This is a genomic window from Janthinobacterium sp. 344, assembly GCF_900112025.1.
Classification (GTDB): Bacteria; Pseudomonadota; Gammaproteobacteria; order Burkholderiales; family Burkholderiaceae_D; genus Janthinobacterium.
In genome coordinates this window covers 333,616-354,298 of sequence record NZ_FOKL01000002.1, presented here as the reverse complement: position 1 = coordinate 354,298, position 20,683 = coordinate 333,616, and the positions used below count along the sequence as shown (strand labels likewise).

Sequence of the window (20,683 nt, the reverse complement as noted above, 5' to 3'; positions counted from 1 at the left end):
ATAAGGTGAAATACTATCGTGGATAAGAATTCTCGTCGCGGATATGATGGGTTTTTCTTTTGGAGGCCCCCTTCATGCAAAACCACGCCCTCATCATCGGCGCCAGCGGCGTCATCGGCAGCAACCTGGCCAGCCATCTGCTGGCGCAAGGCTGGCGGGTCACGGGCGTCTCGCGCGGCCGCACGCCCGTGCCGGCCGGCTGTACCGCATTGCAGCTCGATGCGACGGATGGCGCGGCTGTCACCGCCGCGCTGGCGGACCTGGACGCCAGCCACGTCTTCTTCACGGCGTGGGCGCGCCAGGCCAGCGAGCAGGAAAACATCCGCGTCAACGGCGCCATGGTGGCCAACGTGCTGGCCGCGCTGGGACCACAGGGCCACGTGCGCCACGCGGCGCTGGTGACTGGCCTCAAGCACTACCTGGGACCGTTCGACGCGTACGGCAAGGGGGCGGTGCCCGTGACGCCGTTCCGCGAAGAGCAGGGCCGCCAGGAGGTGGAGAATTTTTACTACGAACAGGAAGACCGCCTGTTCGCGGCCGCCGCGCAATATGGCTTTACGTGGAGCGTGCACCGCCCGCACACCATCATCGGCTACGCGCTGGGCAACGCCATGAACATGGGACTGACCCTGGCCGTGTACGCCAACCTGTGCAAGGCCAGCGGCCAGCCTTTCGTCTTCCCCGGTTCGTCAGCGCAGTGGCATGGCTTGTCCGACGTGACGGACGCGGGCCAGATCGCGCGCCACCTGGCATGGGCGGCGGACAGCCCTTGCGCGCGCAACGAGGATTTTAATATCGTCAACGGCGACGTCTTCCGCTGGAAGTGGCTGTGGCCGCGCCTGGCCGCATATTTCGGCGTCGTGGCGGTGGACATGCCGGAGACGATGGCGCCCCTGGCGGAGCGCATGCAGGACGCGCCGGCGCAATGGCGCGCTATCGCCGAACAGCATCAGCTGGTGGAACCCGACATCGGCCACCTCGCCTCATGGTGGCATACGGACGCCGACCTGGGACGGCCGATGGAAGTCATGACGGACATGGGCAAGAGCCGCAAGGCCGGTTTCCTCGATTACCAGGATACGCCCGATGCTTTCTTCAAGCTGTTCGAGAAGCTGAAGGCGGAGCGCGTGATTCCCCGCTGACCCTGTCGCGGCCAGCCACGCTGTCGGATGACGCGCTGCGCGCTCATCCGACCTGCCCGGCCATTGCGCTTGCGTATAGGTCGTAATCCGACGCCAGCTCTATTCCGGCTTGCGGCGTTCCTGCGCCCGCTGCCATTCCAGGCCCGGCCGGTCGACGCGAAATTGCAGCAAGCGTCCCTGCACCACTTCCGTCACGTAGGCCGTGCGGCCATCGGGGCCGCCGAAGGTGATGTTGCTGGGCTTGGCGCCTGGCACGCTGATCTCGCGCAGGATGCGTCCCTGCGGCGACAGCTTGACGACGCTGGCCTTGCCATAGCGCGTCACGTACAGGTTGCCGTCGACGTCCACGCGCATGCCGTCCATGCCGAAATCGTCGAACTTGATCAGCAGGCGCTTGCCCGTCAAGCTACCGTCCGCTTCGATGTCGTAGGCCCAGATATTGCGCTGCACGCTTTCATTCACGTACAGGGTCTTGCCGTCGGGACTCACTTCGATGCCGTTGGCCGTGCCCATGGTGTCGAGCGCCAGGGTCACTGTGCCGTCCTGGGCGATGCGCCACACGCGGCCCGTGTTTTCCTTCCAGTTCGGATCGCTCGCATACAGCACGTCGTCCCGCGTGATGGCGATATCGTTGGGCTGCGTCATGCGCGGTTCGCGCGCGTGGATGGTCAATGCGCGGGTGGCCGGATCGACCAGGTAGATCGTGTGTTCCATGTAGTCGGCCAGATACATCTGGCCACGGCTGCCGAAGCGGATGCCGTTGGCGATGCTGGTGCCGGGCAAGGTCAGCCACACTTCGCCGCTGCCGTCCGGACGCACCTTGCCGATGGTTTGCTGGCGCGCGAAGTTGACGGCATAAATATTGCCATCCGCATCCACGGCCGGGCCTTCGATACCCTTGGTGAAGGAATGCGGTGCCGTCAGGGTGGTGGCGAGGAACAGCGCTTCGTGCGCGGGCGGGCTGGCGCAGGCGGACAGGGTGGCCAGCGGCATGGCCAGCAGGGCCGCGCGCAGCCACGGCAGGGCGTATCGGGAATGGGGCATCTGGTGTTCTCTGTGAGGCGAAGGTGGCGTATGTTACCCGACGTGGGGCGGCCGGGGCGCCAATCTAGGCGGCCACCACGACCAGGTCGGGGAAGTCGTCCTGCCAGTCCGGCCATGCATCCTGCAGATGCGCGTGCATGCCGGCGCGCTCCTGCGCCTGATCAAACGTATCGGCGCTGGCCAGCAGAAAATGGGCGATGGCGCGCAGGGTGGCCGGGTCGGCGTGGATGGTCACGTCGGAGCAGGGCAGCGCTTGCTCGGACGGCGTGTCTTGCAAGTAGCAATGCAGGGAAAGGTGGGGGCGCATGGGTCAATTGTTGATGTACGCGCCCAGCATGGCGTGCGCGTTCAGCGCGGCGCGGGCCGCTTCCAGTTCCTCGGGGGGCAGGTACCAGAAGGTCCAGGCGCCATGCGCTTCGCAGCGGCCATCTGCCAGCATCGCGTCGCGTAGCGCTTGCCGGCGCGCGGGCGGCAGCGCGTCCAGTTTGGCTTGCGTGAAACCATTGATGGCATACACATCGCGCAGGTGCGCGTCTTCCTGGCCGCGCCGCTGGATGGCGGCCCAGTTATTTGCGGGGCAAGGAATGCCAAAGGTCATCGGATGGGCCTCATCGAGCTGCCGGTAGCCGAGTGCGTAGCCGGTGCCATAGCCCTGCGTTTCAGCGTAGCAGTACAGATACTCGCAATGCTCGAACAGGCCGGGTATGGCCCGTGCTCCGTCGAACAACGGCGCCAGCGCAAGCTTGCCGGCGTGTATGGACAGCATGAGCGGCGAGCGCGACGCATAGATGGCTTGCGCGTCGCAGTTGACGGCCTCGTCAGCTTCGTCGGGCGGCACGATACGCGGCGAAAGCAGACAGATGCCGTCGGTCTCTGGCGCGAACAGCATCTTCTCGTAATTTCGCTGTGAGAACTTGACGATCTTGCCGCGCCGGTTGCCGTAGCGCTCGACGGGTTCGCCGATCTGCGCGAACCAGGCGAACAGCTGGGCGCTGGCGGCAGCGGGATCAAAGGCGGTATCTTTCTTGAATTCGCCTACCAGGAAGTGATATGGGTCCATGTGTCGCTAGAGTGAATGGGCAGCGCGCATGATGCCATGCGCTTGGCCATACGGCTAGCGCGCGCAACTGTGTGGGCGGGCTGATGAACTATGCTGTGTGGAGGAACGATGGATGCATGGCGGCCCATGCCAGGGATGTGCCGCCTCGTGAAGACCGCGCTCTCTATACTGTGCCCGCCTGGTGGCCATGGGCGGCGATGGCGGGGCGAAAGCCGAGGACGCACGATTGGACGGCGCAATGGATGCGTTCAAGCGTATGATGCAAGCAGAGATGTGGCTGCCGCAAGGCGGCCCGCCCGCCACCGGCATCGCGTGCCGCAGCGCCACCCGCGCGCGCCTTTGCGTGGTTCGACGGCTGCCTGCGTGCACAGTATCGGCTGCGGCTGCGGCCGTGGCCTCCGCTGCTGGCGTGACTGGATTTTTTCGTGGTTTTGGCATTCATTGGTAGCAACGACAACGAGGAGACATCATGGAAAAGCCCGAATTCATCTTGGCCGCCAAGGCCATGGAAACCTTGGAGATGTATCAGACCTTCTACGGCAGCTCCGGCGAATACCAGGCGCATCAGCAGGAAGTGCTGAAGCTGCTGCGCCACAAGGGCGCATCGCTGCTGGTGTCCGAGCATGGCGCGGCGAAATTCTTATTGGCATTTGCCGATGCGCTGGAGGTGGCGGGGTTGCCGGGGGAGTATGTGCCATTGAGCAGGCGGTAGCGCTTCACGGGCCTGATGCTTGCATGGAAAAACAGACGCATTGTCATGCCAGCATCCATGCTTAGGCCGGGCTGCGCCATGGCCGCTGCTGACGATATGGAATCCACGCTGAGCAACCGTTGCCCGGCCACTGTGCCCGGCAATCATGCGCTGCGCCTTGCGGTGGGAGCGGACGGCGCCGATGCGCGCTCCGAATCGCCACCCGTAGTTTAAGACTGCGCTTCTCAGCGCGGGAGTTGATAGCGTATCAGCAGCGTAGGTCCTTTGCCGCCGGATGGCGTCAGCAGTATCTCGTCGCCGGGCAGCATCTCTTCATACATTACCGTACAGCAGGTCGGCATCGAGTGGCCGCGCGCCGGATAGACGCCCACGTCGGTGTGCAGGTTCGCAGCGCGTACGTCCACGCTGGTCTTGCCGGCTTTGGCTTCCTCTTGCAGCAGCTTGCGCAGTGCGGTGACGAAGTCCCCTTTGCTGAGCCTGGCTGGTGCCTGGGGGGCTTGCGGGCGAGCGCTTGTGTCGTTTTTCATGGCTGTTTCTTTCAGTTATACATTTCCGCCACTATATCATTTGTCCATTTGTCCATTTTTCCGGAATGTTGCATGAAAGTTCATTTGTGGGGTTGACTATTCGAGACCGAACGAGCGGGCGAGTCACGGGCGAGGGGCGGGTCTGCCCTTCGGACGCGGCTTGAGGCATCGATATTGTCGTGAGGGAAAACCATCTGCGGCGCAAGAGCTGGCCAAATGAATCGGAGAGGGTTGCGCTTGCAAGTGCAATCCGGTGTTGCGGCGCAGGGCTGCGGTCGCCGACGGCCCCGCCGCCCCCCCCCCCCCCGCGCCTCGTACCGGTCGCGGATTGGACGCCCGTGCTCTGCATGCATGGAATAAATAAAAAGGGCCGGCCCGCTAAAACGGGGATGCCCATTTTATTTATTCAGTGGTGGGGAGGGCGGGGAATCGAACCCACCGCAAAATGAGGAAGCGCCCAGCCAAAGACAGCGAGGTCGTCTAAAAGCTGTCATCGGTGTTAGACGTGATTTTTGCATATGGGAAATTTAAGTGACATACTGGGTGTTCGATGACGTAGCGTGAGGACTAAGTGTGGAAACTGTAAAAGTTGAATTTACTGGTAACGTATCTTTGAATATCCATCCGGAGATAGGCGATGATATCTTTCTTGACGAAAAAAATATCACATCTCGGCTATGGGAGTTGGCTGGAGCTTTCGACGGTTCTGATCTAACAGTTACCTTTGAGATCACTGAAACAGTGTGGGGTGCAGTACCTGCATTTGTCTTGACGGTGAATCATAAAGTGCTATTGGAAAAGCCTATGATAAGGAAAATTCTTCTCGTCTCTGAAGATAGCAATGTAGAAGGTAGTGCTCACCTGAGCATCATGGAAAATGTTGAATTTTACTTACGTAAAGACTATCGAGGGCAGGGCATTGGCCGAGAGTGCTTTGCTGTAGAGGTTGCAGCAGCACATGATCTTGGTTTCGCTAAAATACTTGCCAACGCCGCAAGTCGCCCAAAGGATGGTTGGATTGTATGGCCGAAATTGGGATACGACGCTGTAATCGAACAAGATATTTATGAAAAGATCATGTCAAGGTCAGATGCCCCGACATCTTTGCCACCACTGGGAGTGGCAAGAATTTCGGATCTTTGGGAGCAAAATTTGTTCGCCTTGTGGGACGAGCATGGCACAGGGTGTATCATGGAGTTTGATTGCTCCTCACGACAAAGTTGGTCGATGAGGCGACTTTTGGAGTCGAAAAAAGGAATAGGTGAATAAAATGGCAACATTTTCTTATAAAGGCGGCAAAACATTGGGCGTGGCACCTATGGCCGCAGTAAAAGCATCCATGAAAAAAAGCGCTGCTAAGGGGCACATAGAATATCTTGATGTTAAGGTTCACCACACTATGATCAAGGCGGATTCGATTAAAATCATCACGAATGCTCCAACCGTCAATGATTTTTTTAAAATTGCAGATAAAAAAAAGCTCACTTACGATGAGTCGTAAAAAGCAGTCTATCTGAAATCCCGTAGATGCCCTCAGCCTTGCTTCCTGCATTTATATCTGCATCAGGCATCCAGCGTCCGTATACTCGGGCGATCATTGTCCAGTCAGCATGGCCCATTTGTTTGGCAACCCACATTGGGTGTTCCCCAGCCGATAGCATCATGCTGGCGTATGTGTGCCGCGTTTGATAAGGGTTGCGATACCGCACGCCAGCATTTTGCAGGATGCCGGTCCATAAAGTCTTGCGGATCGGCTGGTCCCCTTCCCAGCGCCGTTCCAGGCGCGGATTTTGAAAAACTTCTTCGCCCTTCGCCCACGTGAATGCCTTTTGCTCCTGCAGCGCATGCATGGCACGCTCCAGAAGCTTGATTTCGCGGCGGCCGGCGTTCGTTTTCGTGCTCTCTGCCGTTTTGGAATGCTGGGTGAGGGCACGCGTCACCATCACGACGCCCCGCACGAAGTCCACGTCGGCCCAATCCAGGGCCACCAGTTCGGACGTGTGCAGACCGGTCCAGAAGGCAAACTGCAGCAGTTTGCGCCCCTGGCCGGTTGCTTGCGTGAGAATCGCCGCCTGCTCTTCTTTCGTGAACGGGTCGATATCGTCCTTCGACTGGGGCGCCTCGACCTTGGAATAGCACCAGCGCGCCAGCGGATTGACCTCGATCAGCTCGTCTTCTATCGCGTCGTCCAGCGCCTTGCGCAGCACGCTCTGGATGTTCGCCATGGTCTTGTTGGTTGCATTCATGGGCTCCGGCTTCGCCCGCACGTCCTTTTTTCGTAACGCCGACAGCATGATGGTGCCACCAGGGGGATCAACTGGCTAACGACGATCTTGCGATAGCCGTTGTACGTGGTGGCCTTGGGGCGAGGGCCAGGTCTGTCATTCGTATGCGGCCTGAATGGTCGATGTTGTTGTTAGGAAAACCGCCTGCGGCGCAAGAGCTAGCCAGACGAATCGGAGAGGGTTGCGCTTGCAAGCGCAACCCGGTTTTGCGGCGCCGAGCTGCGCTCGCCGACGGCCCCGCAAAACCCCCGCGCCCGTGCCGGACGCGGATGCGATGCCCGCGCTCTGCATGCATGGAATAAATAAAAAGGGCCTCCCCGCCAAAACGGGGAAGCCCTTTTTATTTATTCAGTGGTGGAGACGGCGGGAATCGAACCCGCGTCCGCAAGCACTCCACAGACAGTTCTACATACTTAGCACTATCATTTAATTTAACTCAGCCAGCACGGATGTGCACGTTATGGGCAAGCGAGTTACCTATTATTTAGTCGGACGCTAAGTAACCCAGCATACGACGAGTCCCTGTAAATGACTCTAGAGCTTTTGACGGCCCACCCCAGGGACGAGGTGTTCTAGAGCTAACAGCGATTAAGCTGCCAGTGCGTACGAGTTATCGTTTGCAGTTAAGTTTTTTCTGGGTGTATTTACGAGGTAACCAGCCCTCGGTATGCCCTGCGCTGCTTTGCAACCCACGTCGAAACCAGGTCGTCCCCACAGAACCTTCATTGTAGCGCAATCTTCACACTCTTGCATGATGCATTCGCAGTACGGGATACCAGGCCAGGCGAATGCACTGTCCAGCCTCAATCCTCAATCCTCAAGCCTCAAGCCTCAAGCCTCAGGCGGCCAGCTGCCGCTCGCGCGCCGCCTTCACCACAGTGCTTACCAGCTCCAGCAGCGCCTGCGGGGTGTCCAGCAGGTGGTCGGCCTTCCAGTGCTGCGGCTCGACGGCGCCGCAGTAGCCCCAGGCGCAGGCCACCGTGCGCATGCCGGCGGCGCGGCCGGCCTGGATGTCGCGCAGGTCGTCGCCCACGTACCAGCAGTCCTCCGGCGCCAGAGCGAGGCGGCGGGCCGCTTCCAGCAGGGGCGCGGGGTGCGGTTTCGGGTGCGCCATGGTGTCGCCCGAGATCACACAGCCGGCGCCGCCCAGGCCGATCTGGCCAACCAGCGGGTCGGTGAAGCGGGCGGCCTTGTTGGTCACTACGCCCCAGGCCAGGCCCAGGGCGCTCAAGCCATCCAGCATGGCGGGGATGCCGTCGAACAAGCGGCTTTCCACGGCCAGGGCCGCTTCATAGTTGTTCAGGAAACCGTCTTTCAGGGCTTCGTAGCCGCTTTCGCCGGGGGCAATGCCATACGACGCGGCGATCATGCCGCGCGCGCCGGCCGAGGCGGTGGGGCGCAGGATGTCGTAGGGCGTCGGCGCCAGGCCGGCGCGCGAGCGCAGCAGGTTGATGGCCGCCGCCAGGTCGGGCGCGGTGTCGGCCAGGGTGCCGTCGAGGTCGAACAGGATGGCGCGCGGGGCTGGCGGATGGTCAGTGATCATGGCGGGCGAAGTGTGTCAAGTAGGAATGAAAAATGGCGGCCGCAGCCGCCTTGTTTTGTGCGTGATGGTTACAGGGGCCGGGTGCAGGCCACCAAATAATTGACGCTGGTATCGCTATTAAGTGAGTAAATCTTGGTCAAGGGATTGTAGCCCATGCCGCGCATGCTGTTGACGTCCAGGCCGGCGCTGCGCACGTATTGCGACAGTTCGGCCGGGGTGATGAATTTGTCGTAGTCGTGCGTGCCTTTCGGCAGCAGGCGCAGGACATATTCCGCGCCCAGGATGGCGAACAGATACGCTTTCGGGTTGCGGTTCAGGGTCGACAGGAAGACGTGGCCGCCCGGTTTCACCAGCGCGGCGCAGGCCTTGACGATGGCGGCGGGATCCGGCACGTGTTCCAGCATTTCCATGCAGGTGACGACGTCGTACTGGCCCGGCTCTTCCTCTGCCATCGCTTCGGCGGCGATCAGCTTGTAGCGCACCTTGGCGCCCGATTCCAGGCTGTGCAGGTCGGCGACCTTCAGGGCCTTGTCGGACAGGTCGATGCCCGTCACGTCGGCGCCCTTGCGGGCCATCGATTCGGCCAGGATGCCGCCGCCGCAGCCGATGTCGATCACGCGCTTGCCGGCGAGCGGCACTTTCGCGTTGATCCATTCCAGGCGCAGGGGGTTAATTTCGTGCAGGGGACGAAACTCGGAAGTGGGGTCCCACCAGCGGTGGGCCAGCTCACTGAATTTTTGGATTTCAAGAGGGTCGGCGTTCATAGGTCGAATAATAGCGGCAATTTTACAATTGGGCAGCCACGGACGAAAAAAACCCCGCCGGAGCGGGGTTTTTTCATGCAGGCCTTGACTTGCGCGATAACTTGCGGCAAGCGCCAGCTTAGCGGCTCAGCTATTACTTGTTGCGGGTACCGACAACTTCGATTTCCACGCGACGGTTTTTAGCACGGCCTTCAGCGGTAGCGTTGCTAGCCACTGGTTGTTTTTCGCCTTTGCCTTCGGTGTACACGCGGTTGCTTTCAACGCCTTTGGAAACCAGGTAGGCTTTGACAGCATCAGCACGACGTACCGACAGTTTTTGGTTGTAAGCATCGGTGCCGACGGAGTCGGTATGACCCACAGCGATGATGACTTCCAGGTTGATGCCGCCCAGTTGTGCGGTCAGCTCGTCCAGCTTGGCTTTGCCTTCTGGCTTCAGCGTAGCTTTGTCGAAATCGAAGAATGCATCAGCAGCGAAGCTGACTTTTTCCGAGGTAGGAGCAACCACGACTGGCACTGGTACGACGACGACTGGTGCTGGAGCAACTACGACTGGTGGCGGAGGTGGAGCCACGCATTTGCCGTCTTGCAGAGTTTCTGGCTCTACGCACAGGGGCACGTCGCAACCTGGCACCGCGTCAGCTGGTGTCCAGTAACCGGTGCGCCAGCACAGGCCGAATGGGTCACGCACGATCACGCCGCGAGCATCTTGCACGTAAGCGCTTTTTGGGCTAGGTGCTTTGATGTCAGTAGTAACTGGCGCGAACGGTGGGGAGGTTGGGGTTTGGGCCGAAGCCGAGCCAGCAATCACTGCGGATGCAGCGAAAAACAGCGTTACAAATTTATTCATTCTTTTTTCCTTTCGGGGGGTGATATCCGCAGAACAACACTGCGCTACTGGTGCTACGTGCCAAGATTTTATCATGTAGACCATATGCGCTCGTTTCAGATTGCGAAACTAGCAATTAACTTCCCAGTCATTTTGCCACACGCATCAGGGGCACACGACCGTGGTTAAATCAAAGCTTGCCCGATTTTAGACCGCACGTTGTTTTCGCGCAACGTAAATGCCCATTTGTAACGCGTCTGTAACAATTGATCGTTTTTTTTGCCTCTTTTTAGGGCAGAGGCCTTGAACTGGTATTGCCATTGTGCATTATCGACAGCCGGGGCGCATGGCGCCGGTGCAAACTGTCAATATTGCCGACCCGGCCAATTTGTACAGGTAGCGGGGCGCGCATGCTAAAATCGTGCGCTTGGCTGTTAAGAGTGTCAGACAAAAAGTTCACGGCGGCGCGGCATGGCCTCGACGTACCAGCGGTACGCCTGGCGGCATTGTCGCTGCCCTGGCCACTTTTTGCCCGGCACTCCGCCATAACAGCCACCCAGGATATGCAGTATTGCGTCATACATTGCGTAGCAGATAAGTTAACCACAGCCTGAGAGCAGTCGAACCGCCAATGGATCAATTCGCAAAAGAAACAATTCCAATTTCCCTCGAAGAAGAGATGCGCAAGAGCTACCTCGATTACGCCATGAGCGTGATCGTCGGGCGCGCTCTGCCGGATGCGCGCGATGGCTTGAAGCCAGTGCACCGCCGGGTCTTGTTCGCGATGCATGAAATGAACAACGTGTGGAACCGCCCTTACGTCAAGTGCGCCCGCGTGGTCGGCGAAACCATGGGTAAGTACCACCCCCACGGCGACGCCTCGATCTACGACACCTTGGTGCGCATGGCGCAAGATTTTTCGCTGCGTTACATGCTCATCGATGGCCAGGGCAACTTCGGCTCCGTCGACGGCGACGGCGCCGCGGCGATGCGTTACACCGAGTGCCGCCTGGACAAGATCGCCAGCGAATTGCTGGCCGACATCGACAAGGACACCGTCGACTTCCAGCCCAACTATGATGGCAAGGAAAAAGAACCGACGGTCTTGCCGACGCGTATCCCGAACCTGCTGATCAACGGCTCCTCCGGTATCGCGGTGGGCATGGCGACGAACATTCCGCCACACAACATCACCGAAGTCATCAACGGCGCGCTGCACGTGCTGCGCAACCCGGACTGCACGATCGATGAATTGATCGAACTGATCCCTGCACCCGATTTCCCCACCGCCGGCATCATCTACGGCGTGTCGGGCGTGCGCGACGGCTACCGCACGGGCCGTGGCCGCGTGGTCATGCGCGCCAAGACGCACTTCGAGGAATACGGCAAGGACGGCGGCCGCATCGCCATCATCGTCGACGAGCTGCCATTCCAGGTCAACAAGAAATCCTTGCTGGAACGCATCGCCGAAAACGTGCGCGACAAGAAGCTGGACGGCATTTCCGACATCCGCGACGAGTCCGACAAGTCGGGCATGCGCGTGGTGATCGAGCTGAAACGGGGCGAAGTGCCGGAAGTGGTGCTGAACAATCTGTACAAGCAGACGCAGCTGCAAGACACCTTCGGCATGAACATGGTGGCCCTGGTCGATGGCCAGCCAAAGCTGCTGAACCTCAAGCAGATGCTGCAATGCTTCCTGTCGCACCGCCGCGAAGTGGTGACGCGCCGCACCGTGTTCGAACTGCGCAAGGCGCGCGAGCGGGGCCACGTGCTCGAAGGCCTGGCCGTCGCGCTGGCCAACATCGATGACTTCATCGCCATCATCAAGGCCGCGCCGACGCCGCCGATCGCCAAGGTCGAGCTGATGGCACGTCCCTGGGATTCCTCCGTCGTGCGCGAAATGCTGGCCCGCACGGGCGACGGCACGACGCCAGGCGGCGTGGATGCCTACCGTCCGGAAAACCTGCCGAAGCACTATGGCATGCAGGCCGATGGCCTGTACAAGCTGTCGGACGACCAGGCGCAGGAAATTTTGCAGATGCGCCTGCAGCGCCTGACCGGCCTGGAACAGGACAAGATCGTCAACGAGTACAAAGACATCATGGCGCATATCGCCGACTTGCTCGACATCCTGGCCAAGCCGGAGCGCGTGACCGTCATCATCACCGATGAAATGACCCTGGCGATGAACGAATACGGCGCCGGCAACAAGGACGTGCGCCGCTCGCAGATCGAACTCAATGCCACCGACCTGGAAACGGAAGACCTGATCACGCCGCAGGACATGGTCGTGACCCTGTCGCACACGGGCTACATGAAGGCGCAGCCGATCACCGAATACCGCGCGCAAAAACGCGGCGGCCGCGGCAAGCAGGCGATGGCGACGAAAGAGGAAGACTGGATCGACCAGCTGTTCATCGCCAATACGCACGACTACATCCTGTGCTTCTCGGATCGTGGCCGCATGTACTGGCTGAAGGTGTGGGAAGTGCCGCAAGGCTCGCGCAACTCGCGCGGCAAGCCGATCGTCAACATGTTCCCGCTGCAGGACAACGAGAAGATCACCGTGATCCTGCCGCTGTCGGGCGAGAACCGCACCTTCCCGGAAGACCATTACGTCTTCATGTCGACCAGCCTGGGCACCGTGAAAAAGACGCCGCTGAAGGACTTCAGCAATCCACGCAAGGCCGGCATCATCGCGGTCGACCTGGACGATGGCGACTTCCTGATCGGCGCGGCGCTGACCGATGGCCAGCACGACGTGATGCTGTTCTCCGATTCGGGCAAGGCAGTGCGCTTCGACGAAAACGATGTGCGTCCGATGGGCCGCACGGCGCGCGGCGTGCGCGGCATGAACCTGGAAGAAGGCCAGCACGTGATCGCCCTGCTGGTGGCCGAGAACGAGCAGCAGTCGGTGCTGACGGCCACGGAAAACGGCTACGGCAAGCGTACGCCGATCACCGAGTACACGCGCCACGGCCGTGGCACGAAAGGCATGATCGCCATCCAGACCAGCGAGCGCAACGGTAAAGTGGTTGCCGCGACCCTGGTCGACACCAGCGATGAAATCATGCTGATCACCACCGGTGGCGTCCTGATCCGCACCCGCGTGTCGGAAATCCGCGAGATGGGCCGCGCGACGCAGGGCGTGACCCTGATCGCCGTGGAAGACGGCACCAAGCTGTCCGGCCTGCAGCGCGTGGTGGAAACCGATATCGACGAAGTCGAGCTGACGACGGAGGCGGGCACGGATGCCGCGCCGGCGGCAGCGGCTGAACCAGCCGATCCGGCTGCGGCCGACCGGGCAGACCCGGCCCAGCCGGAGTAAGATGATTGGGGCTCTTTCGGGAGCCCCAATTGCTATTGGCGCGCCAGTTGCGCCTCAGCAGAATTTCGCAGGTCGGCTTAGCCCGTCGGGCGCAAGCCGGCGCCTGCCGGCCGCAACCCTTTTACCCGTCACTCAAGACCCCGCATGCCATGAGAAAAATCGTCGCCACCTTCTTCGCCGCGTTGTCGCTGGCCTTCCTTGCGACCCTGCCAGCCCTGGCCCAGAGCGCGCAAGCGACGCCGGCGCGCCAGGCCGCGCCCAGCCCCGCCATGAAAGTGGCCGTGCGGCGCATGCTCGACGCGATGCAGTTCCCGCAGCTGACGCGCAATATCTTCGACCAGATGCTGCAATCGGTGCCGGCCATGATCCGCCAGTCGGCGCAGCAGCAGATCAATACCGACCCGCGGCTCGACGAGCAGCGCAAGGCGCGCGCGCTGGCCAGCGCCGAGGAAGAGATTCCCCTTGCCGTCGGCACCCTGACGCAGGTGCTGGCCGACCCGACCCTCATCGACGAACTGGCCGCCGAGATGGTGCCCCTGTACGCGCGCTACTACACGGTGCAGGAAGTCGAGCAGCTGACGGCGTTTTACCAGACCCCGCTGGGGCGCAAGATGCTGGCCACCATGCCGCAGCTGTCGGCCGAATCGATGGCCATCAGCCAGCGCGTGCTGATCCCGCGCGTGAACGCCGTGCTGGAGCAGGTCATGCGGGCGGCCACGCAGCCGTCCCACTAATTTTCATTTTTGCCAAGGACCATATCGTGACTCCTATCTATAATTTTTCCGCCGGCCCGGCCGTGCTGCCGAAGGAAGTGCTGGCGCAAGCCGCGGCCGAAATGCAGGACTGGCATGGCAGCGGCATGTCGGTGATGGAAATGAGCCACCGTGGTCCCGAGTTCATCTCCATCTACAAACAGGCCGTGGCCGACCTGCGCGAACTGCTGGCCGTGCCCGAGAATTACAAGATCCTGTTCCTGCAGGGTGGCGGCCTGGGCGAAAACGCCATCATCCCCATGAACCTGGTGCGCCATGGCGCCACGCAGCCGGCCACCGTGGACTTCGTGCACACGGGTTCCTGGTCCGGCAAGTCGATCAAGGAAGCGGCCAAGTACGCCACCGTCAACGTGGCGGCATCGTCGCAGGCGGCCGGTTTCACGCATGTGCCGGCCGTCTCGGAGTGGCAGCTGACGCCAGGCGCCGCCTACCTGCACATCTGCACCAATGAAACCATCGACGGCGTGGAGTTCCAGCAGGCGCCAGGCGTGCCGGCAGGCACCACCATCGTGGCCGACATGTCGTCGCACATCCTGTCTCGCGTGGTCGACGTGTCGCAATATGGCGTGATCTTCGGCGGCGCGCAAAAGAATATCGGCCCGGCCGGCCTGACCGTGGTCATCGTGCGCGAAGACCTGCTGGGCAAGGCGCTGGCCATCTGCCCGTCCGCCTTCGACTGGTCCATCGTGGCCGAACATGAGTCGATGTACAACACGCCGCCCACCTACGGCATCTATATCGCCGGCCTGGTTTTCCAGTGGCTCAAACGCCAGGGTGGCGTGGCAGCCATGGAACAGCGTAATATTGAGAAAGCGGCGCTGCTGTACGCGGCGCTCGATGCGGACGACTTCTACCAGAACCGGGTCGCCCCGGAATACCGCTCGCGCATGACCATCCCGTTCTACCTGCGCGATGAAAGTCTGAACGACGCATTCCTGGCCGGCGCCAAGCAGCGCGGCCTGCTGCAACTGAAGGGCCACAAGTCCGTCGGCGGCATGCGTGCATCGATCTATAACGCGATGCCGATCGAGGGCGTGCAAGCCCTGGTCAACTATTTGAACGAGTTTGCCGGACGCTAGAATGCCAGCCAAAAAGTCCAGGGCGTTGTTGCATTGCCTCGTCGTACATTCGTACTGTCAGCGGCAACGCGCCTAGCCCTGATCATTTTGTCCGGCATCCTCATGAATGAGCGCGCCGGCCCGCCGCCGGCGCAGGCCGCGCGGCAATGATTGAAGTACAGCTGACGAAACAAACCAACCATGACCGATAAATTGAAACCGCTGCGCGAACAGATCGATGCGATCGACGCGCAAATCCTCGACCTCCTGAACCGCCGCGCGCAGATCGCCCAGCAAGTGGGCCACGTGAAGGCGGAAACGCAGGCGCCCGTGTTCCGCCCCGAGCGCGAGGCGCAGGTGCTGCGCGGCGTGGCAGAACGCAATCCCGGCCCGATGGGCGACCGCGAGGTGCAGACCATCTTCCGCGAAATCATGTCATCCTGCCGTTCGCTGGAAAAGCGCGTCACCGTGGCCTACCTTGGCCCGGCCGGCACCTTCAGCGAGCAGGCCGTCTATCAACAGTTTGGCAGCGCCGTCGAAGGCTTGCCATGCGCGTCCATCGATGAAGTGTTCCGTTCCGCCGAGGCGGGCACGGCGGACTTCGGCGTCGTGCCCATCGAGAATTCCTCGGAAGGCGCCGTCAACCGCACGCTGGACATGATGCTGCAGACGAGCCTCATCATCAGCGGCGAAGTATCGATCGCCGTGCACCACAGCCTGATGACGAAGAGCGGCAACATGGAGGGCGTCACGTCCATCTGCGCCCATTCGCAGGCGCTGGCCCAGTGCCAAGTGTGGCTGAACCAGAATTACCCGCACATCGCGCGCCACGCCGTGGCCTCTAACGCGGAAGCGGCGCGCATGGCCGGCGAAGACGGCACGGTGGCGGCGATCGCCAGCGAACTGGCGGGCGCGCAGTACAAGCTGGGCGTGGTCAAGGGCCATATCCAGGACGATCCGCACAACCGCACGCGCTTTGCCGTCGTCGGCACCTTGCAGACGGCGCCGTCGGGCAAGGACCAGACCTCGCTGGTCTTGGCCGTGCCGAACAAGGCGGGCGCCGTGTACCAGCTGCTGGCGCCCCTGGCGAAACATGGCGTGTCGATGACGCGCTTCGAGTCGCGCCCGGCGCGCATGGGCAGCTGGGAGTATTATTTCTATGTCGACGTGGAAGGCCACGTGCACGACGCCGCCGTCGCCCAGGCGCTGGCCGAGCTGCAGAGCAATGCGGCGTTTTTCAAGGTGCTGGGGTCGTATCCGGTCAGTTTGTGAGTGGGGGTGGGCCGGGGTCAGACCCGCTGGGTCTGACCCCAGCCTTCCGTTGCGCTCCTGCCACCGCTGCGTTTTACCGTTACAGTAAGCATACAGAAATGCTGGGGTCAGACCCGACGGGTCTGACCCCTATGATCAACTTTTAATGAGTTCACCATGTCTAAAAATATCGGTCCAGAATACGTCCGCGCCATCGCCCCTTACCAGAGCGGCAAGCCGATCGCGGAAGTCGCGCGTGAATTCGGCCTCGACGAGGCAGCCATCGTCAAGCTGGCGTCGAATGAAAACCCGTACGGCATGCCGGCATCGGCCAAGCAGGCGATGATCGCCGCCATCGATGACCTGGGCCGCTACCCGGACGCCAACGGCTTTGACCTGAAAGCGGTGCTGTCGAAGCGCTACGACGTGCCGGCCGACTGGATCACGCTGGGCAATGGCAGCAACGACATCCTGGAAATCGCCGCGCACGCCTTCGTGCAGCATGGCCAGTCCGTGGTGTATTCGCAGTACTCGTTCGCCGTCTACGCGCTGGCCACGCAAGGCCTGGGCGCGCGCCATATCGTCGTGCCGGCACAAGCGTATGGCCATGACCTGGACGCCATGGCGGCGGCGATCGCCGACGACACGCGCCTGGTCTTCATCGCCAACCCGAACAACCCCACCGGCACCTTCCTGACGGCGGCGCAGCTCGAAGCGTTCCTCAAGAAAGTCCCGCAGCACGTCGTCGTCGTGCTGGACGAAGCCTACAACGAGTTCCTCTCGGCCGATGACCAGTACGAGTCGACGGCGTGGGTGCGCCAGTATCCGAACCTGGTGGTTTCGCGCACCCTGTCGAAGGCGTATGGCCTGGCCGGCCTGCGCATCGGCTTCGCCATCGCCCAGCCGGCGCTGACGGACCTGATGAACCGCATCCGCCAGCCGTTCAACGTCAACTCGCTGGCGCAGGCGGCCGCGATTGCCGCCCTGAACGACAAGGACTTCCTGGAGCAGAGCGCGCGCAACAACGCGGCCGGCTACCAGCAGTTCACCGAAGCGTTCACCCAGCTGGGCCTGGAATTCGTGCCGTCGCACGGCAATTTCGTGCTGGTGAAGGTGGGCGACGATGACGAGGCGGGCGCGCGCGTGAACCTGGCGCTGCTCAAGCAGGGCGTCATCGTGCGTCCCGTGGGCAGCTATGGCTTGCCGCAATGGCTGCGCATCTCCATCGGCCTGCCGCAGGAAAACGCCATCTTCATCGCCGCGCTGACGAAAGCGCTGGCCTGAGCCCATGACGACGCCTGCACTGAAAAAAATCGTCGTCTTCGGCGTGGGCCTGATCGGCGGCTCGTTCGCGCGCGCCCTGAAGCACGCGGGCGCGGTCGGCACGGTGGTCGGCATGGGCCGCTCGTCCGCGTCGATGGCGCGCGCGCTCGAACTGGGCATCATCGACGCCATCGGCGGCGACATGGCCAGTGCCATGGCGGGCGCCGACCTGGTGCTGCTGGCCGCGCCCGTGGCGCAGACGGGGGCCATCCTGGCGTCCATCGCGCCGCACCTGCAGCCCGGCACCATCGTCACCGATGCGGGCAGCACGAAAAGCGACGTGGTGGCGGCGGCGCGCGCGGCACTTGGCGGCAAGCTGGCGCAATTCGTGCCCGGCCACCCGATCGCGGGACGCGAGACGAATGGCCCCGATGCGGCCATCATCGATCTGTATCAAGGCAAGAAAGTGGTGCTCACGCCGCTGGCGGAAAACGCCGCGGCCGACGTGGAGCGGGTGGCGGACGCCTGGCGCGCCTGCGGCGCCATCCTGCACACCCTGAGCCCCGAAGAACACGACAAGGTGTTTGCCGCCGTCAGCCATCTGCCGCATCTGCTGGCCTTTGCGCTGGTCGACGACATCGCCAGGAAGCCGCACGCGGGCCTGCTGTTCCAATACGCGGCCAGCGGCTTTCGCGACTTTACGCGCATCGCCGGCTCATCGCCGGAAATGTGGCGCGACATCAGCCTGGCCAACCAGCCGGCGCTGCTGCACGAACTGGATGCCTACCTGGCGCAGTTGACGACCTTGCGCGCGCACCTGGCGGCCCATGACGGCGCGGCCATTGAAAACGTGTATGCGAACGCCCAGCACGCCCGGCAGCAATGGATCGAGGCGATCGAAACGGCGGAAATTCCGGCCGCGCCCGGACAATAAATATTCAAGGAATCCAGCATGACCCAGACCAAGCACTACCCCCACCATATCGATTTGAAACCGGTGATGCATGTCGAAGGCACGGTGCGTCTGCCCGGCTCGAAAAGCATTTCCAACCGCGTGCTGCTGCTGGCCGCGCTGGCCAAGGGCACGACCAAGATCGTCGATCTGCTCGCTTCCGACGACACCTTCGTCATGCTCACGGCGTTGACGTCGCTGGGCGTGAAATGGACGCAGGACGAGCTGCAGGGCGACCCGGCCACCGCCCACCAGATCCACCACGTGGAAGGCTGCGGCGGCGTCTTCCCGCACCACGCGGCGGACCTCTTCATGGGCAATGCCGGCACGGCCATCCGCCCGCTGACGGCGGCGCTGGCCGTGATCGGCGGCGACTACACCCTGCACGGCGTGTCGCGCATGCACGAACGCCCCATCGGCGACCTGGTCGACGCGCTGAACGCCGTCGGCACGCAGATCGAATACACGGGCGAGCAGGGCTTCCCGCCGCTGCGCATCCGCCGTGGCCACATCCACGCGCAGCGCATCGCCGTGCGCGGCAACGTGTCGAGCCAGTTCCTGACGGCCCTCTTGATGGTGGCGCCGCTGATGGCGCGCGACCATGCCGTGACCATCGATGTGACGGGCGAGCTCATTTCCAAGCCGTACATCGAGATCACGCTGAACCTGATGCGCCGTTTCGGCGTGACGGTCGAGCATGACGGCTGGCAGTCGTTCACCGTGCAGCCGGGCCAGCAGTACCAGAGCCCGGGCACCATCCACGTCGAAGGCGATGCCTCGTCGGCGTCGTACTTCCTGGCGGCCGGCGCCATCGGCGGCGGTCCCGTGCGCGTGGAAGGCGTGGGACGCGACAGCATCCAGGGCGACGTGCGCTTCGTCGAAGCGCTGCAGCAGATGGGCGCGACCATCACCATGGGCGAAAACTGGATCGAGGCGCGCTCGAACGGCCCGTTGAAAGCCGTCGACATGGATTTCAACCACATTCCCGACGCGGCCATGACGATCGCCGTGGCCGCCCTGTACGCGGATGGCACGAGCACCTTGCGCAATATCGCCAGCTGGAGGGTGAAGGAAACGGACCGCCTGGCCGCCATGGCGACCGAATTGCGCAAGCTGGGCGCGGACGTGGAAGAGGGCGCGGACTACCTGCGCGTGACGCCGCCGGCCGAGATCCAGGCGGCCACCATCGACACGTATGACGACCACCGCATGGCCATGTGCTTCTCGCTCGCCTCGCTCGATGGCGCCGCGCGCCGCGGCAATGAAATGCGCATCAACGACCCGAAATGCGTGGCCAAGACCTTCCCCGAGTATTTTGCCGCGTTCGCGGGGATTGCCAAGGACACTTTGATTTAACCAGTAACCCCAAACGAAATCTGGGGTCAGACCCTCAGGGTCTGACCCCGGCTCTGATTTGGGGTTCAGTTTTTTACTGACAAAATAATGCCGACCTCCAACATCCCAGTCATCGCCATCGACGGCCCCACCGCTTCCGGCAAGGGCACGGTGGCGCACCGCGTGGCCGACAAGCTGGGCTTTCATTACCTCGATTCGGGCGCGCTGTACCGCCTGACGGCCTTGAGCGCGCTGCGCCGCGGCACGGACTTGCGCGACGAGCACGCGCTGGCCAAGCTGGCCGAACATCTGCAGTGCCACTTTGCGGGCGGCGAAATCCTGCTGGCCCAGGAAAACGTCACCGAGCAGATCCGTGCCGAAGAAGTGGGCAATACGGCGTCGAAAATTGCCGTATTGCCAACGGTGCGCCAGGCCCTGGTCGGTTTGCAGCTGGGTTTTCGCAAGACGCCGGGCCTGGTGGCCGACGGGCGCGACATGGGCACGGTGATCTTCCCGCATGCCCAATTGAAGGTGTTCCTCACGGCCAGCGTCGAGGCGCGCGCGCAACGGCGCTACAAGCAATTGATAGACAAGGGTTTTTCTGCTAATATGGAAGACCTTCTGATGGATTTGCAGGCGCGGGACGAACGTGATACTCACCGTGCGATTGCGCCGCTGGTCCCCGCGGAAGGGGCGCATGTCCTCGATACCTCGGCCATGACGGCGGATGAAGCCGTTGAAACCGTGTTGAAATGGTATGCCGCAGTTGCAAAATAAGCAGCAAAATAAGTAGCAAAATGGTGTGTATTGATGTGTAGTG

20 protein-coding genes and 1 other RNA gene are annotated in these 20,683 nt (G+C 61.9%); 12 read left to right on the top strand and 9 right to left on the bottom strand.

The window, feature by feature from the left end; all coding sequences use genetic code 11:
- Positions 1–74 precede the first annotated feature (74 nt).
- Complete coding sequence (locus BM193_RS07795) at positions 75–1,142, top strand: SDR family oxidoreductase (RefSeq protein ID WP_092798571.1); 1,068 nt, start codon at positions 75–77, stop codon at positions 1,140–1,142.
- 99 nt (positions 1,143–1,241) lie between these two features.
- Here BM193_RS07795 and BM193_RS07790 read toward each other — a convergent pair whose 3' ends face one another.
- From BM193_RS07790 to BM193_RS07780, 3 genes are all read right to left on the bottom strand, one after another.
- Entirely contained in the window at positions 1,242–2,186 is a 945-nt protein-coding gene (locus tag BM193_RS07790; RefSeq protein ID WP_175533196.1) for an SMP-30/gluconolactonase/LRE family protein, read from the bottom strand.
- Positions 2,187–2,250: 64 nt separating this feature from the next.
- Complete coding sequence (locus BM193_RS07785; RefSeq protein WP_092798387.1) at positions 2,251–2,493, bottom strand: Imm32 family immunity protein; 243 nt, start codon at positions 2,491–2,493, stop codon at positions 2,251–2,253.
- A 3-nt stretch (positions 2,494–2,496) separates the two neighbouring features.
- Positions 2,497–3,246, bottom strand: coding sequence for a hypothetical protein (locus BM193_RS07780; RefSeq protein WP_092798388.1), 750 nt, complete (start codon positions 3,244–3,246; stop codon positions 2,497–2,499).
- Between the two features lie 469 nt (positions 3,247–3,715).
- Between BM193_RS07780 and BM193_RS07775 the strand changes: the two genes are divergently transcribed.
- The gene (locus BM193_RS07775) at positions 3,716–3,958 is read left to right on the top strand and encodes a hypothetical protein (protein WP_092798389.1); all 243 of its coding nucleotides are present in this window, start codon (positions 3,716–3,718) and stop codon (positions 3,956–3,958) included.
- A gap of 224 nt (positions 3,959–4,182) precedes the next feature.
- On the opposite strand, the gene BM193_RS07770 is transcribed toward BM193_RS07775, so the two are convergent.
- Positions 4,183–4,485: an HNH endonuclease gene (locus tag BM193_RS07770; RefSeq protein WP_092798390.1), complete on the bottom strand. Its 303-nt coding sequence runs from the start codon at positions 4,483–4,485 to the stop codon at positions 4,183–4,185.
- Between the two features lie 573 nt (positions 4,486–5,058).
- Here BM193_RS07770 and BM193_RS28220 point away from each other — a divergent pair.
- Complete coding sequence (locus BM193_RS28220) at positions 5,059–5,754, top strand: GNAT family N-acetyltransferase (protein ID WP_139176163.1); 696 nt, start codon at positions 5,059–5,061, stop codon at positions 5,752–5,754.
- A 1-nt stretch (position 5,755) separates the two neighbouring features.
- Positions 5,756–5,986 carry a hypothetical protein gene (locus tag BM193_RS28215; protein WP_139176165.1) on the top strand — a complete coding sequence of 77 codons (231 nt, stop codon included), beginning with the start codon at positions 5,756–5,758 and terminating at the stop codon, positions 5,984–5,986.
- Here the strand turns inward: BM193_RS28215 and BM193_RS07765 are convergent.
- The 5 genes from BM193_RS07765 to ompA form a co-directional block, all read right to left on the bottom strand.
- Complete coding sequence (locus BM193_RS07765; protein WP_139176167.1) at positions 5,967–6,779, bottom strand: site-specific integrase; 813 nt, start codon at positions 6,777–6,779, stop codon at positions 5,967–5,969. The two genes, BM193_RS28215 and BM193_RS07765, sit on opposite strands and share 20 nt — an antisense overlap.
- Positions 6,780–7,122: 343 nt before the next feature.
- Positions 7,123–7,483: a transfer-messenger RNA gene (gene ssrA, locus BM193_RS07760) on the bottom strand.
- Between the two features lie 125 nt (positions 7,484–7,608).
- On the bottom strand, positions 7,609–8,313 hold the full coding sequence (locus tag BM193_RS07755) for an HAD family hydrolase (RefSeq protein WP_092798391.1): 705 nt from the start codon (positions 8,311–8,313) through the stop codon (positions 7,609–7,611).
- 68 nt (positions 8,314–8,381) lie between these two features.
- The gene (gene ubiG, locus BM193_RS07750) at positions 8,382–9,077 is read right to left on the bottom strand and encodes a bifunctional 2-polyprenyl-6-hydroxyphenol methylase/3-demethylubiquinol 3-O-methyltransferase UbiG (RefSeq protein WP_092798392.1); all 696 of its coding nucleotides are present in this window, start codon (positions 9,075–9,077) and stop codon (positions 8,382–8,384) included.
- A gap of 133 nt (positions 9,078–9,210) precedes the next feature.
- A complete protein-coding gene (ompA, locus tag BM193_RS07745) occupies positions 9,211–9,924 on the bottom strand; it encodes an outer membrane protein OmpA (protein ID WP_092798393.1) in 714 nt (237 codons plus the stop codon).
- A gap of 610 nt (positions 9,925–10,534) precedes the next feature.
- On the opposite strand from ompA, the gene gyrA reads away from it, so the two are divergent.
- From gyrA to cmk, 8 genes are all read left to right on the top strand, one after another.
- Positions 10,535–13,231 carry a DNA gyrase subunit A gene (gene gyrA, locus BM193_RS07740; protein ID WP_092798394.1) on the top strand — a complete coding sequence of 899 codons (2,697 nt, stop codon included), beginning with the start codon at positions 10,535–10,537 and terminating at the stop codon, positions 13,229–13,231.
- A gap of 149 nt (positions 13,232–13,380) precedes the next feature.
- Entirely contained in the window at positions 13,381–13,965 is a 585-nt protein-coding gene (locus BM193_RS07735) for a DUF2059 domain-containing protein (protein ID WP_092798395.1), read from the top strand.
- Positions 13,966–13,991: 26 nt separating this feature from the next.
- Positions 13,992–15,083, top strand: a complete 1,092-nt coding sequence (gene serC, locus BM193_RS07730; protein ID WP_092798396.1) for a 3-phosphoserine/phosphohydroxythreonine transaminase — start codon at positions 13,992–13,994, stop codon at positions 15,081–15,083.
- 180 nt (positions 15,084–15,263) lie between these two features.
- Positions 15,264–16,334 carry a prephenate dehydratase gene (pheA, locus tag BM193_RS07725; protein WP_092798397.1) on the top strand — a complete coding sequence of 357 codons (1,071 nt, stop codon included), beginning with the start codon at positions 15,264–15,266 and terminating at the stop codon, positions 16,332–16,334.
- A 156-nt stretch (positions 16,335–16,490) separates the two neighbouring features.
- On the top strand, positions 16,491–17,597 hold the full coding sequence (gene hisC / locus BM193_RS07720) for a histidinol-phosphate transaminase (RefSeq protein ID WP_092798398.1): 1,107 nt from the start codon (positions 16,491–16,493) through the stop codon (positions 17,595–17,597).
- 4 nt (positions 17,598–17,601) lie between these two features.
- A complete protein-coding gene (locus BM193_RS07715; protein ID WP_175533195.1) occupies positions 17,602–18,510 on the top strand; it encodes a prephenate dehydrogenase in 909 nt (302 codons plus the stop codon).
- 18 nt (positions 18,511–18,528) lie between these two features.
- Positions 18,529–19,884: a 3-phosphoshikimate 1-carboxyvinyltransferase gene (gene aroA, locus BM193_RS07710; RefSeq protein WP_092798399.1), complete on the top strand. Its 1,356-nt coding sequence runs from the start codon at positions 18,529–18,531 to the stop codon at positions 19,882–19,884.
- A gap of 87 nt (positions 19,885–19,971) precedes the next feature.
- On the top strand, positions 19,972–20,640 hold the full coding sequence (gene cmk, locus BM193_RS07705; RefSeq protein ID WP_092798400.1) for a (d)CMP kinase: 669 nt from the start codon (positions 19,972–19,974) through the stop codon (positions 20,638–20,640).
- Positions 20,641–20,683 lie beyond the last annotated feature (43 nt).